Origin of the sequence: Exilibacterium tricleocarpae, from assembly GCF_007004655.1 — a bacterium.
Taxonomy (GTDB): Bacteria; Pseudomonadota; Gammaproteobacteria; order Pseudomonadales; family Cellvibrionaceae; genus Exilibacterium; species Exilibacterium tricleocarpae.
Genome location: NZ_ML660100.1, coordinates 1 through 13,309, shown reverse-complemented (window position 1 = coordinate 13,309; position 13,309 = coordinate 1). Strand labels below are relative to the sequence as shown.

The following is a 13,309-nucleotide window of genomic DNA, read 5'->3' as shown; positions in this document are numbered from 1 at the left end:
ACCGTTAATTCTCGGGTTTACGGCCACCCAGTTCCGCCCGATGATTGCGTACAAACTGGTTTTCGTATTCGACCCTCACCTGCCGCCGGATGTCGTCAAGCCCTGTCTTTTGTTGGCAGTCTTCCGCAACCTTGGCGGACTCATTCAGTTCTTCCCCGATTAACCTCAGCGCTTGGGCGCCGACTGTGCTTTGATCGATATCTGTCAGCCTCGCATCCGCTTGCCGCAGCACATCCGCGGGAGTTGAGAAGGTATATCCCCGATCCCCCATACACTCGGACCAGTCTTCCGTTGCGCGCACTATTCGTTCATCTTCTTCAATGCGTAATTCCATCGCCTCCAATGCCTCGCTGAGCTGATTGCGCTTTGCATACACGCCGGGTATTTCCCGATAGGCCCGATTGACGCAACTGTCGCTGAACGCTGCGAGATCGTGCGCCTGCCCCTCGGGATCATTGGGGTTATCCATACCGGTCAGTGTCTGGTAATAGGCTTTGCGCATATCCACTGACAGTGAATTGACATAGACCTCGTTGGGGTCTGACAGACTCTCTTGCAACAAACGCTCGAATTCCTCTGGATTGCTCATGGCGGCCTCATCGACAACGACAGAAGGTGCCGGCGTATATTCATAGCCGTTCTCTCTCATGCAGCCGGCAATCAATTCCTCGCGCGCCATTTCCTCCCTGGAGAACTGCGCTTCGTCTTCTTCACTGTTACTAAAGCCCGGATATTTCGCCAACTCCGATACGCCTGGGGTGGCTGTCGCCTGCATCAGTTGCTCGATATCCTCTTGTGGCTGCAATAGTTGAGCACTTTCACCAGTTTGTTGACCTGCAAGGGGTTCTTCATTGGACACATTGGCCGTGGGGCTTTCCAAGGAGCTTTCCCGATGCGCATCTTGTAACACGATGGCAACAACTGCCGTGGTCACTACCAGGGAAAGAGCCAGCAGCACATATTTTTTGCCCATGACGTCGTTTACCCTCTCTTAAATTAAAGTTCAAAAAGCGCCACTCGAGAGGCGCTTTTCCGTACCAAAAGGATTAGCGGGGATATCCCAGAAAACGATCGACCGCCCAACCCAGGCGCCAGGAATTGTATTCATCGGTTTGCATCCACTTTGCGCCTCTATTCCAGGTGTGGAACTCGCGCTCCAGGTAAGCAGCTTTTGCGACGGTATTGCAAAGCTCCCCCAGACAGTTAAAGAGCGTGCAACTACTGCTGTTATGGCAGATCAAATCGTTGGTACCGGGACTTGAAACACCGACAGTTTCCTTGATGTGCCCTGAAAGACCCTCACCCCCGGTGCTGCCAAAGGACTTATAGATAACGTGCGTACCATGGCGATTGGCCAACGTGTTACCGCAGCTTTCTGATCTGGCATTGCTGTGAATCGGGATATGGACAGTGGCGCCCCAGGCATTGGAATTTTGAATCGCCGAGCTAACGGTTCCCCGACCGATGCGAACCTTGTACCCCCTGCGCCTCAGGTTTCTATTGGGACTGGTGGATATTGCACTGCCGACATAATTGCCCGATGCCGCATAGAAAGCAAACCGGTAAGCTGCGGTATTTTCGTTCAACGTACCCATACCGCTGGAACCCTGACACTCGCCGCGACTGCCCGCGTCGCTGTGGCGAGCTGGCGACAGATACACCTTTTTTCCATTCCAGGCCGCATAAGGTTCATAGATAAGGTCTGGCGCGGAAAACACGTTGGGCGCCATTCCCAACAACGCACACAAAGCGACAACAAGTAAACTTGGCTTATTGTTAAAAACACTATCAGTAAAGTGCAGGTTAAACGATTTCATGACATTTTGGCTCACTGTCTGTGATTGAATTTTATAAAGGTTTTTGCCTGGCTGAAAAAAGCGATCACTGAACACGGTCCTCCTCCAGAGTACCACCAGGACATTGGGCGCCATCCTCTGTGGCCACAGCGCTGTTTTTCACACCAGGCGTTACACCTGATACCTAAAAATTCGCCCTGCCTTGTAAAATAGGAAAAAGTGTTACTGCATATTGGAGATTTTTGTCGCGGAACTTTCTCTACCACTGCATTATTCGTGAAGAAAAGCTATCGGTCGTCTGACACAGACCGAGCGACCTCTTGAACTGTGCCACTTTAGGCATGTGCGTGCAGGCACTGTGCCACATAAACCGGCGTTATTGGCGCGTATAAGTCAATTAACGTAAGCCCGGGGTCGTAGTGCTTGCTTTTTATCCAGAGTGGCCTTAGCTAGCAGCAAAATTTGACCTTTCCCCGGGGATTTTCGGAAAGCATGAAAGTCGATATCCCGTTCAAATTGCCAGGCTGATTACCCCTTATGCATTGTCAACTTCAGTGTCCCATTCTTTTCCAAATCCGACACTTTCGAGATAGCCCCCTATAGAGTTGTAAAGCTTTTCCGTCCAATACTCAGAGCTTCCTTCGCAGGGCAGTTTTATGTTTTTACCTTTGGCTTTTTCGGCTGCCGACTTGTTCACCATTGCCCAAAAAAATTTGCTCAAATGGGTTGCATCCTCGCTGGTCGAAACGACACCTGTTTCCAGCAAATCGCTTGCTTTTGCATCACCTAATAATTCAGCGAAGTACAACGCTACCGCTCTTTCTTCTTGGTATCTAAATTCGATCATAGCGCTTTCTCCGCATTACGTATTACGGACATTCTATCGGCCACCCACTTTAACTTATCAACTAGTTGCTGCAAGGTAATTCTCTCGGTGACTGTGAGAAGGTAATGCCCTTTCTTACCACGATCAGGAACAAACTTCATCTTGGGCGGTAAATCGGCCTCCTCCAAAATCCAATAGACATCGACGACTGCGCCCTGATTGTGCTTTTCCTTCATCTTGTAAACACCCTTCAAGTGTTGCCAGCGTGATGAGAAAGACAACCCCATTTGATCATGGGCCAGAATCCATTGTCCATCCTCTGAGAAAAGCCAATCCTTCTTTCTTACACCTTTTACAAGAGTGTCACCATCTTGCACATCGCGTTTACGATATAGTGTTGGGTGACTAAAACGCCTAGTGGGTCGAGCTAAATACCCCTCGAATTCCTTGATAATATTTCGCAGATCATCAAGCGTCTTAAATTGATGGAGCATTATACAGCACCTCCATAATACTATAGGCTGGGCGTACAATACTGTTGTTTTACACCGGCATAAGTATGGCACCGACTATACGCGATCAGATACTCAACAATAAAATATCGGCCATACGGCAGACCAGCCCCGGCTCTACCAGTTACTGCTAATCTCCCATTTCTCTTTATACAGGTCGTATAAGTTCAGCGTGTTTCTTATCAGATGAACTTTATCCACGTCATCATACATTTTCTGGGCCATTTCAACGGCAAAACTCCCGGCCGCCGCCTCTATGGCAATGGGGGGCGTTCCCGGCGGAAAGTCATCGGAAGTGAATTCTGCGCTACCCGCAGGGGAGCGGACGCTGATACGACAGTGATAACGGGGATCATTGGGTTGCAGGCTGTAACAGCCATAGGATTGGACCGTGGTTACTTGCCGTCTCAATGTGCTATAAAGCGATTGATTCAATGCCCACAGTCTGTTGCGAATATCCCTGACAATCGTAAATGCAGTGTATACGTCGTATTGACCATTATTTACCGCCCTGTTTACCAGATTGAGATAGGCATTTGCGACGGCGGCGTAAGGTATGGACAGGGCATAGGTGTCGTCGTTGAGGTCATTGAAGAACACCCCGTCGTTGGTGATCTCAAAAACATCAGGCAGAAAACGGTTCATCAAATAGCTCAACTTCACCCCTTCATCGACAATCGCATCATAGTGTATCGTGCCCTGCTCAATTGCGGCGGCTCTGCCCTCGAAATCGGAGTAAGCATATTCGCGCAGATGGCTGCTGATCTGGCGCTCTATAATGTCTTCAATTTTTTGCAGTGAAGCTTCGGTGAGATCGACCAGCGCGGGTGTATCCGGTTTGGGTTGAAGAATACCCAAAGCAATGCCGATGCTGTTCAGCAGCCCCAATGCCGTATTCTGTGCCAAATCTGCGACGGCATCGCATCCGTCGTGGATCAAGCTGCCAACAACTGAACCGGCACCGGGCTTGAGCTCAAGCCAGTCCGGACAGTCGGCTGAAACCTGGCCGGATACCAACACAAACCCTATCAGGGCAATTTTCGTGTGTTTATATTTTTTCTTCATCATTTCCCCTTATATCTAAATCAATAGGTTTGAGACTTTTGGGTTGATAGGCATTTAAGGAAGAGCCACTGTCGTTGCCAATCATGATGACAACGTTGTCCAGCGTAAAAGTAAGTACACAGAGCAGTCAACGGATATATGGCTACAATAGGCGCCTATATAATTTTTCTTATTATTCGCTGGGTTCAAAGGCCACTTCGGCAAACCGGAAAATTGGTTTCCACGTCCGATAAAACCAAGCAGTGAATATTTGCTTTTTGACCTTTGGGCGTCGCTTGCTATGCCGCAGATATCTCCACAAGTCTCATGTTATCGATAGCCCGGGACCGGGGCACTCCTTTGCCCCTAGCGCCTGAGGCTAAGCTGTGGCCGCTTCCAGTGCTGCTTCACTGCCCAGGATTTTGCGCAGATCGTCGATAATCAACAGCAGATAGGCCGCCGCCGCCACCGCTTTGGCAACGGCGCTGGCGCCGCCGGACACCACCATCAGCACCAATTGCGCCAACACCACGGTAATGCGCCAGGCTTTTTCGGTCCAGGACAGGTCGGCCCAAATAATTTTATAGACCTCACGCGCACTGAACCCGCCTTTGTAAAGAATGTACATACCGCCGATGAAGTACTTCACCCGCTTGGCGGCGTCGGAAACATCCATCATTTTCTTCAACTCATCAATGGCCTTGAAAATCAGCTCGTACTTCGAACGGACCAGGCGCGCCAACTTCTCCAGCGTGCCCTTCCCGGGGGTAGGCGGCAGCGTCAAACCGGCAACCTCGGCAATAAAGCCAAAGATGTGGTAAACCAGACTGGCCATGGCGAAAATATCGGCCTCGCTGGGCTCGGCAGACGGCACCGGCAGGTCGTTCCAGCGCCGATCGATATCGGCCAGGTAGTCGCTTACTGTTTTGTCGACACTGTCGTCGGGGTTGGTCTGCACCAGCATATTGGCAAGCAGGCCCTCGTAGCAGCCACAGTGGTGGTGATCCAGTTCTTTGAAGTCGGGGTCATTGACCAGTTCCTGGACCACGTCGTGGGCGATGCGCTCAAAATCGATTTGATTGCCGGCAGTAGAGACTTTGCTGTTCACGGTGATTCTCCTTACACTCGATAAGTGTCTGTATGGTTGATTTTTTGGCGGCGCCGCAACGGTTGCCGTCGTCGGCTATACTGTGGGAAGCCCCCCTTTTCCACTATATGCCGCATGGCCTATGGACGAGCGATGGATACAGCTTTGCAGAGTTTGCAGACCGCTGCGCTGACCGGACGCCAGCGGGAAATTCTCAGCCTGGTGGCCAAGGGCTTTACCAACGTCGATATCGGCGAGCTGTTGGGCATCGCCCGCGGTACGGTCAAAAACCATGTCGCCACCATTATCGAACGGCTCGAGGTCAGCAATCGCACCGAGGCTTCGACGCTGTTCCTGCAGGCCGAGTTGCAATCGAAAAACGGCGGCCAAACGAGCCGGCGACACGGACCGCGTATCGCAGTACTGCCGTTTCGCAGCGCCGGCACCGAGACGTGCCGGCGCTATGTCGCCCAGGGGCTGGGGGAGGCTATTATTCAGGTGCTGACCAACGCTCACCGCCTGCAGGTGCTGGCGCCGGAATCGCCGCGACGGCTGCAGGAGATGGGGCTGCGGCGGGCGGCGATCGGCCGCCAACTGCAGGCCACCCATATTGTCCAGGGACTGATCACTTTCAGCGGCGAGCAACTGCGTATTCGCATCAGCGTCTACGATTGTGCCGATGACAGTGAACTGCTGGTATCGGAGTACCCCTGTACGCTGCAGCAGGTATTTACCACCCAGGCGGCCATTGCCGCCGCCATTGCCGCCCGTCTGAAAGCCGCGCCGGCAGAGGACAGCGCCTGTCCTTCAACGGCCCATACCGAAGCCGCGCACGCTTTCTGGCGCGGCCGTTTTTTCTGGAATAAGCGCACACCCGAAGATATTGTCAGCAGCCTGGAACTGTTTCAGCAGTCGATAAACGCCAGTGCCGATTTCACTCTCGCCTATGTGGGGATCGCCGATGCCTGTCACCAGCTTGGGATGTACACCGGTATGCCGACGGCGGATATTTTTCAAAAGGCCAGAGACGCTGCGCAGGCGGCTGTGCAACTGGATCAGCAGTCAGCCCAGGCACAGACTTCGCTGGCCTACAGCCATATGGTCTTCGACTGGGATTTCGAGCGCGCCGAGCAGGGCTTTCGCCGCGCTCTCGACCTGGATGAAAACTACAGCTGGGGCTACGCCTGGCACTCCTATCTGTGTATGTTGCAGTGCCGCTTTGACGAGGCCCTGGCACTGGTACTGCGCGCTCAGGACCTCGACCCACTGTCGGCGCCACTGTACATCCACGTCGGCCATGTGTATCGCTCGCGCGGTCTCTACGATCAGGCCATCGCCGAGTTGGAGCGCTGCATCGAAATGGAGCCACTGAATATCCGCGCCCTGGGTTGGCTGGCGGCGACCCATGCGGAAGTGGGGCAGTTTTCGATCGCCGAGAAGTATATCCAGCGCGCCATTGAACTGAGTCGACGCCACCCGCATCTGCTGGCGGTGCTCGGTTATATTTATGGCCGCATGGGTGAAAGCGGGCGGCAACAGGCGCTGCTCGATGAATTGCAGCGGCGCACCGAGTCGGAGTTTATCTCGCCGCTGTTTCCCGCCATGTGCCTGGTGGCCGGCAGCGACCACGCCGCCGCCATGGGCTATATCGAGCGCGCCCTGCAGCAGCGCGCGCCGATGTTACTGCACTGGTTGTGCGATCCCATGTTTCGCCATCTCAGTGATCAACCCGGCTATCGGCAGGTTGCCGAGGCGCTGGGTTTGCCTGTCATTGCGGGGCAAAGCGGTCTTTGACGGCACTGAGCTGGCGCTGCAGCTCCTCCCGGGTATCCGCACCGAGATAGACCTCCGGACTCAGCGCCGCGCGTTTCAGCAGCGGCAGGTAACCGCGCTGGGAAAAATCGCGCGGGCCGTAGCTTTGCGCCGAAGGTTGCTGCGGCATCAGTTGCATGGCCGTATAGGTCTCCGCCACCAGTTCGCTGCAGAAAAAGGTCCGTTGCTGGCGGGTGGTAAAGTAACGCTGTTGTAGATAGTCCTTCATCATCTGTAGCTCTTGCGGATAGCGCGACGCCTGCACGGCGTTGTCTTTGATAATGCCGGCCAAGCCGTCAAACAGGTCCGGGGTGCGCGGCGCCTGCAGATAGCGGACACCGAACAGACGGTAGTTACCGCTGTCGAGGTATTCCTGCAGGCGCATCCACATCCGCACTAACATAGGTCCGGTTTTGCGCCTGCCGGTGAGAATATCGGCACCCTCGATACTGGTGGCCTCCCACAGGTAAGGCTCATCGGGAACACCTTCGATACCGATATCCCGCGGCCTAACCACCACGGCGACATGTGACCACTTACTGCCGGTAATAAACTCGATCCAACGGCTGCTCCACATCAAGCCGCGACAGAAAAACAGATCGCCGGTCTGCAATTCATCGATGATCAGGGGAAAGGGGATAGTCGGTGTGCGCATAGCCTGCCCTCCAAAGCAAGTGCCGTATTGATAGAGGTGTCTACCGAATGGGGTAAGTCACCATCTCCGCCAGTAAGAATAGCTTATTATCTTTGGTAGCACTTCGGCGGGAGAGTGAAAATGGAATATGACAGAACTCGTTGCAGTTGTGTGCAGCCGGGCGTCGGCGCGCAGGCTTATCGTTAGGCCGGCATCATCGACTTAAACCATATGGATTAATAACTATACGGATAAGCGACAGGGCACTCCTCTCAAAAGACTTTTTTCGCCGAGCAAGCCATACACTGCGAATCAGCTAAAACACACACTTTTTGGTAAAGCGCTGTAAATATCCCTATTTCAGATACTGGATAATTTGAGGGCACTACGTTTTCCCTCGCAAGTTATCCATCGCTTACATAGGACCTTAACCTGTAAAAAAGTGTAGCCAGAGCTGCGTAGCTGTTAACTGGGGCCAGACTGAGCCCGCTCCGGTTAGTTCAGCATCCGGTTCCTACTAGCCATTGCCCAATTTGAGTTTTGTGAACTTCCTCACAATAGAAAATACCAGATTTTACATCTTTTAACATATGGCGAGCGAGCCATCGGTAAACTGATATTAATCAATAGGGATTAATTTGAATCAAATGAGTACAGTACCGACGCTTGCCCGGTGATGGATTGTTTTAGTTGAAAGGATTCGTGGAGGTGGTTTTGTGCAGTTCTCTCAAGCCGGTATCAACATCGTGGTTACGTCCATTCTTGTCGAAGTTTAGTCGTTTATGAACGGGTCTACAAAAGTATATTCACAATAACGTTAACAGAAGTCATAAGGTTATCTAATGTATTTATTTAAGCCATGTTTTAAGAGGTCAGCCAGCACTTTGCCGGCTGTCATCATCTTGTCGCTGCTGCAGGCCTGTGGCGGCTCCAGCGGCGGCTCCCGCACACCTGATGACCGCGATGATGGCGGTGCCGCCAGTCGACCTCCCGCAGCGGCAGAACTAACATTGGGCTTTCAACAGACAAAAGAAATCCAGTTCACTTGGACAGACGTCGAGAATGCCGACTTTTACCGAGTACAACAAAATACAGACGGTGACAGCGGTTTCACCCAAGTCGGCGAGGATATACCCCAGGGTGTCGGCCGTACCACTCAAGTAGTGCCATTGTATGAAAGAGTTAATGCCCAATACCTGATACAAAGCTGTAATAGCCACGGTTGCACCAGTGCCGATGTGATTACAATGGATAATGCCCTGACAGAGGCCATTGGATATATTAAGGCCGGCGACCCCGGCTACGAGGACTACTTCGGTGGCGCAGTAAAACTCTCCGGCGATGGCTCGGTATTGGCAATTGCCGCTGCGGGTGAGGACAGCCCGGCAACAGGCATCGATAGCGACGAAAGTGACAACTCCAGCAACCGTGCGGGCGCCGTTTACATCTTTGAGCGCAGTGCCGACAACCAGTGGAGCCAACAAGCTTACATCAAAGCAAATACAAGCGATGACTACGATCAGTTTGGTACTTCGATGGATATGTCTGCCGATGGTACGACGCTTGCTGTCGGCGCCTTTGGGGAAGACGGTGGGGGAACAGGAGTCAATGGCGATGACAGTGACAATTCTGTATCGGATTCGGGCGCTGCCTATATTTTTTTCCGCGGTGTGGAGGGCTGGGTTCAACAGGCCTATATAAAGTCTGCCTATCCCACAAGATACGAAGATTTTGGCAGCGCCGTCAGCCTGTCGGCTGATGGTAACACCCTCGCCGTTGGTGCAAAGCGCAATAACAGTAACGCCACAGGCATCAATGGTGATGAGAGCGATATGTCTGCTGCAAATTCAGGCGCAGTGTACATCTTTTCTCGAACAAATGCCGTCTGGAGTCGCCAAGCGTTTATCAAGGCCAGCAATACCAGGCGCGGTACAAATTTTGGCCGGGCTGTCAGCTTGTCAGCCGATGGCGACACACTGGCGGCCAGCGCTTGGCTCGAAAACAGCAGTGCCAGCGGTGTCAACGGCGACCAAACCGATGTTGCGGCCTATCGGTCCGGCGCTGTGTATATGTTCATGCGCAACGGGACTGAGTGGAGCCAGGAGGCCTATATAAAAGCCAGCAGCCCTGCGAGAGAGGATCGTTTTGGAGCAGCCGTGGCCTTATCCGCCGATGGCGGCACCCTGGCGGTTTCCGCTACAGGTGAGGACAGTAGTGCAACCGGGCTGGATGGCGATCAGAGTGACAATAGCGCTTTGGATGCCGGGGCCGTTTATATCTTTACCCGGGGCGAGACTGACTGGCGCCAAGAAGCTTATCTCAAAGCCGGTAACACCGGTAGAGAGGATCAGTTTGGCTTTAGTCTGAGCCTGACTGCCGATGGTAATAAGCTGGCCGTCGGTGCCACTGGCGAAGACGGCGGTGGTCGAGGGGTCGACAGCGATGATACAGCACAGTCAGAAAATTCCGGCGCCGTGTATGTATTCGACCGCAGCGGTGGCGCCTGGCGCCAGCGGGCCTACCTCAAAGCCAGTAATACCGGTGCGAGTGATTCGTTCGGCAGTTCGGTGAGCTTCGACTCAGACGGGCGTATCCTGGCGGCCTCGGCCTTGACAGAGGCTGGGAATTCCGCGGGTGTCAATGGCGCCCAGGACAACGATAAGCAGTTCAGGTCCGGGGCGACCTATTTGTATTGATTGGTGTCGTCCAGTTTGGACGACGCTGTGCAAGGCTAGTGGAGCTACTATTTGGTCTGGTTATCAACGATTTATATTTGGCTACAACAACACTCTCCGATTCGGCTGCGAATGCGGAATTTAAGGGGGCTGATATATCAGTGGTGGTCAAGTCCCTGGCAGGTTGTTAATTTTCACCTGGCTCCGTGCGCACTGTTCGATTGAATCTGGAATTCTCGGCCTAAATCGATAATTTACGCTTTTATTTAGTGCGCTAGGGGACAGTGTCGCCTATTAACGTCGGATCAATCCACTAGCATTGGCCCGAAATACCAAGAATTTAGAAGTGTCCATGGGGTTTGACTGCTCACTTGACAATCCCCCTCATTAAACCAGAACGAGACTTCCTTTTTTGAAACCTGGGCTGCTAACAGCAAAGAATAAATAGCCCTACAGGCTTCCGGGCTCGTATTGTTGATAGTGTTATGAACACTGCAGATTTTTATCCAACGCCAATTTTTAAATTTTTTCACATGGAGTTGGCCACTGGGAGACAAGGTGACACCTGCTACTTCGCCTTTACATTCGACATTGGAATATGATGTAAAACTGAACAGCGATAGCACTACACTCAACATAAAACGCTTCATAAAAACCTCCAGTTTTTTCTGAACGCACTAAAAGATCACCTGTGTCCAACGCCGTTACTATCCGGACAAGTTGGACATCAAGACTTTCGACTTATTAAAACTGCCATACCTCAGAAGAATAAGCTGACGGGGAAATTACCTTTTTACTTCTCTCGGCATCTCAACCAAATGGACGGTTACTCCAGACGGAAGTTATTTAAGTAATGTTGTGGCCGCTAAATAGCCCGGTCGTCAGCCGATACGAGACTGGGCGTTAGGGGACACTGATAACTTAACAACTTAACCCAACTGGGCGCTAGGGGACACTGATAACTTAACAACCTGAATCCGTGATTTCGATTGCCTAGATTTAAAGCTACAAGCATAATTAACAGGTGTTTTTGATTAAATTGTGGTTATGTAAAATTCACTAAGAGGGTGAATTATGCAGCGTTTAAAATTCTCACAATCTAGATCAGAAATAACGGGGCATTCCGGCTTGGCTCTGGTTGGCCAAGCGATTCATCGTTACACCAACCTTACTAGGGAGGCCGATCAGCAGATCCCACTTCGCCATGGGATCAAACATTCTGACTTGATCAAGAGTTATCTTGGTTTACTGTGTTTGGGAAAGAACGATTTCGAAGCTATTCATACGATTGATAGCGAACTATTTTATATGACGGCATTAGGGATAGCAAAGCTGCCTTCTGAACCGACTTTTCGGCAAAGACTGAATCAACATGCGAAGGTTTTTTTGTCGGTTGTTGAGAAAGCCAGCTGGGACTTTTTAGAGAATATCCAGCCGGAAATGCGTCCCCTCAGCAGTGGACATATACCACTGGACGCCGATGCGACGATGATGGATAACTCAGGCAGTCACAAAGAAGGGGTGTCGCGAACGTATGCGGGGTTCGAAGGTCATGCACCGATGGTGGCGTACTTGGGCGCAGAGGGCTATTGTCTTGAACTGGAGTTGAGGGCGGGTCAACAACATGTTCAGAATGGAACTCCCGCCTTGCTCTCCAGAGCGTTAGTTAATGCGCGCAAAATCACTGCTCTCCCCCTGTTGCTAAGACTCGATGGTGGTAATGATTCGCTGGAAAATATGGACGTTGTGTTGTCCTTTAACGAGCAGCATCCTGATGTTGAGCCGGTCGATTTCATTATAAAGTGGAATCCTCGCCAACAAGATAAAGAGTGGTGGTTAGACTATGCCGAGCAGCATGGCTGTTGGGAAGAAGAGCGGGACGGCAAGCGAATCTCTCGATTTAGTGTCGAGAGTGAGCGACCCTGGAAAGGTTATGATTACAGTATACGTCAAGTCATGCAAGTGACAGTGCGAACCATAGATTACCGAGGTCAGCGCCTATTGACACCCGAGATCGATATTGATGGCTGGTGGACGAGTTTAACGTTGGCAGAAAAAGAGGTGATTCGGCTTTACGCTGATCGCGGTTTATCCGAACAGTTTCATAGTGAGTTTAAAACGGATCTGGATATTGAGCGGTTACCCTCTGGTAAGTTCGCGACCAACGCGTTGGTGTTAGGATGCAGTATGTTGGTTTACAATATCTTGCGTTGGATAGGACAAAACGGGCTATTGAAGCCACGCTCACCGAGGCGTCAGAAAGCGAAACGCCGGCGGATAAAGACAGTTATGCAAGAGCTGATGTTTGTGGCGGCAAAGCTTGTTCGAAGTGCGCGCGCCTATCGGCTGTGTTTTGGCAGAGATTGCCGATCTCGGCGCATATTGGATGAGCTATATCAGGTCTTAGCATTTGCTTAGTGTGACAACGAGCAATCCGTTGATCGACCAAGCTGATAGGTGAGCCTGAAAGGGTAAATGTCTTAAAATCATCTCAAAAATGCGGACGGTACAAAAAAGGGCGGGCTCGATTGCGCTGGAAATATTTTTCACGAGAAGCAGGCTGAGATCAGAACTTTTTTGACGCAGAATTTAGCGATAACGTTACGAAATCACGGATTCAGGTGTAGTAATTCAGACCCGACCTAACAATTACCGGTTTTTCAGAAGGTGTCTGTCAGGTCACATTCAGTTCACGAATTTTTCCTGCCAGATTTTTTTACCATCAATGAGCGTTTCCATCGGCGTACGACCGCAACATAGCTTGCCTTGATGGGTGCGCTCATTATTGTAGTAATCGTGCGTATTCCGGCGAAGATGAACACCTATTCCGGGCGAACGTGAACACCTAATGTCCTAACGCATCACCCGTCCGGATTTTTAACCCAGGTGTTCATCTTGGGTCAACTGCCCGAGGATTTTTCTC

The 13,309-nt window shown here is 51.7% G+C and carries 11 protein-coding genes and 1 pseudogene; 3 read left to right on the top strand and 9 right to left on the bottom strand.

Going from position 1 to position 13,309, the window contains the following annotated elements; all coding sequences use genetic code 11:
- Window positions 1-4: 4 nt before the first annotated feature.
- The 6 genes from FKG94_RS19670 to FKG94_RS19645 all read right to left on the bottom strand — a co-directional run bounded on the left by FKG94_RS19670 (window position 5) and on the right by FKG94_RS19645 (window position 5,286).
- Complete coding sequence (locus tag FKG94_RS19670) at window positions 5-973, bottom strand: hypothetical protein (protein WP_142928652.1); 969 nt, start codon at window positions 971-973, stop codon at window positions 5-7.
- A gap of 73 nt (window positions 974-1,046) precedes the next feature.
- Window positions 1,047-1,817 (bottom strand): hypothetical protein, encoded by a 771-nt coding sequence (locus FKG94_RS19665; protein WP_142928651.1) that lies wholly within the window; start codon window positions 1,815-1,817, stop codon window positions 1,047-1,049.
- Window positions 1,818-2,331: 514 nt separating this feature from the next.
- Complete coding sequence (locus FKG94_RS19660; RefSeq protein ID WP_142928650.1) at window positions 2,332-2,643, bottom strand: hypothetical protein; 312 nt, start codon at window positions 2,641-2,643, stop codon at window positions 2,332-2,334.
- Entirely contained in the window at window positions 2,640-3,116 is a 477-nt protein-coding gene (locus FKG94_RS19655; RefSeq protein ID WP_142928649.1) for a hypothetical protein, read from the bottom strand. The genes FKG94_RS19660 and FKG94_RS19655 overlap by 4 nt, the downstream gene beginning before the upstream one ends.
- Window positions 3,117-3,251: 135 nt before the next feature.
- The gene (locus FKG94_RS19650; RefSeq protein WP_142928648.1) at window positions 3,252-4,202 is read right to left on the bottom strand and encodes a hypothetical protein; all 951 of its coding nucleotides are present in this window, start codon (window positions 4,200-4,202) and stop codon (window positions 3,252-3,254) included.
- A 355-nt stretch (window positions 4,203-4,557) separates the two neighbouring features.
- On the bottom strand, window positions 4,558-5,286 hold the full coding sequence (locus FKG94_RS19645; protein WP_142928647.1) for a hypothetical protein: 729 nt from the start codon (window positions 5,284-5,286) through the stop codon (window positions 4,558-4,560).
- Between the two features lie 132 nt (window positions 5,287-5,418).
- On the opposite strand from FKG94_RS19645, the gene FKG94_RS19640 reads away from it, so the two are divergent.
- Window positions 5,419-7,059, top strand: a complete 1,641-nt coding sequence (locus tag FKG94_RS19640) for a LuxR C-terminal-related transcriptional regulator (RefSeq protein ID WP_179957729.1) — start codon at window positions 5,419-5,421, stop codon at window positions 7,057-7,059.
- Here the strand turns inward: FKG94_RS19640 and FKG94_RS19635 are convergent.
- A complete protein-coding gene (locus tag FKG94_RS19635) occupies window positions 7,034-7,732 on the bottom strand; it encodes a C40 family peptidase (protein WP_142928645.1) in 699 nt (232 codons plus the stop codon). The genes FKG94_RS19640 and FKG94_RS19635 overlap by 26 nt on opposite strands.
- 863 nt (window positions 7,733-8,595) lie before the next feature.
- On the opposite strand from FKG94_RS19635, the gene FKG94_RS19630 reads away from it, so the two are divergent.
- Window positions 8,596-10,407, top strand: coding sequence for an integrin (locus FKG94_RS19630; RefSeq protein ID WP_179957728.1), 1,812 nt, complete (start codon window positions 8,596-8,598; stop codon window positions 10,405-10,407).
- Window positions 10,408-10,691: 284 nt separating this feature from the next.
- On the opposite strand, the gene FKG94_RS19625 is transcribed toward FKG94_RS19630, so the two are convergent.
- Window positions 10,692-11,036 (bottom strand): hypothetical protein, encoded by a 345-nt coding sequence (locus FKG94_RS19625; protein WP_142928643.1) that lies wholly within the window; start codon window positions 11,034-11,036, stop codon window positions 10,692-10,694.
- 424 nt (window positions 11,037-11,460) lie between these two features.
- Here FKG94_RS19625 and FKG94_RS19620 point away from each other — a divergent pair, with 424 nt between their 5' ends.
- Window positions 11,461-12,804: an IS1380 family transposase gene (locus FKG94_RS19620; RefSeq protein ID WP_142928642.1), complete on the top strand. Its 1,344-nt coding sequence runs from the start codon at window positions 11,461-11,463 to the stop codon at window positions 12,802-12,804.
- 267 nt (window positions 12,805-13,071) lie between these two features.
- On the opposite strand, the pseudogene FKG94_RS19615 reads toward FKG94_RS19620, so the two are convergent.
- A pseudogene (locus FKG94_RS19615) lies at window positions 13,072-13,179 on the bottom strand (IS481 family transposase); the annotation flags it as partial.
- Between the last annotated feature and the right edge of the window lie 130 nt (window positions 13,180-13,309).

What these genes read in the sequence shown, in the direction of transcription:
- FKG94_RS19670 (WP_142928652.1), bottom strand. Translation starts at nt 973, where the DNA reads ATGGGCAAAAAATATGTGCTGCTGGCTCTTTCCCTGGTAGTGACCACG.
- FKG94_RS19665 (WP_142928651.1), bottom strand. Translation starts at nt 1,817, where the DNA reads ATGAAATCGTTTAACCTGCACTTTACTGATAGTGTTTTTAACAATAAG.
- FKG94_RS19660 (WP_142928650.1), bottom strand. Translation starts at nt 2,643, where the DNA reads ATGATCGAATTTAGATACCAAGAAGAAAGAGCGGTAGCGTTGTACTTC.
- FKG94_RS19655 (WP_142928649.1), bottom strand. Translation starts at nt 3,116, where the DNA reads ATGCTCCATCAATTTAAGACGCTTGATGATCTGCGAAATATTATCAAG.
- FKG94_RS19650 (WP_142928648.1), bottom strand. Translation starts at nt 4,202, where the DNA reads ATGATGAAGAAAAAATATAAACACACGAAAATTGCCCTGATAGGGTTT.
- FKG94_RS19640 (WP_179957729.1), top strand. Translation starts at nt 5,419, where the DNA reads ATGGATACAGCTTTGCAGAGTTTGCAGACCGCTGCGCTGACCGGACGC.
- FKG94_RS19635 (WP_142928645.1), bottom strand. Translation starts at nt 7,732, where the DNA reads ATGCGCACACCGACTATCCCCTTTCCCCTGATCATCGATGAATTGCAG.
- FKG94_RS19625 (WP_142928643.1), bottom strand. Translation starts at nt 11,036, where the DNA reads ATGAAGCGTTTTATGTTGAGTGTAGTGCTATCGCTGTTCAGTTTTACA.
- FKG94_RS19620 (WP_142928642.1), top strand. Translation starts at nt 11,461, where the DNA reads ATGCAGCGTTTAAAATTCTCACAATCTAGATCAGAAATAACGGGGCAT.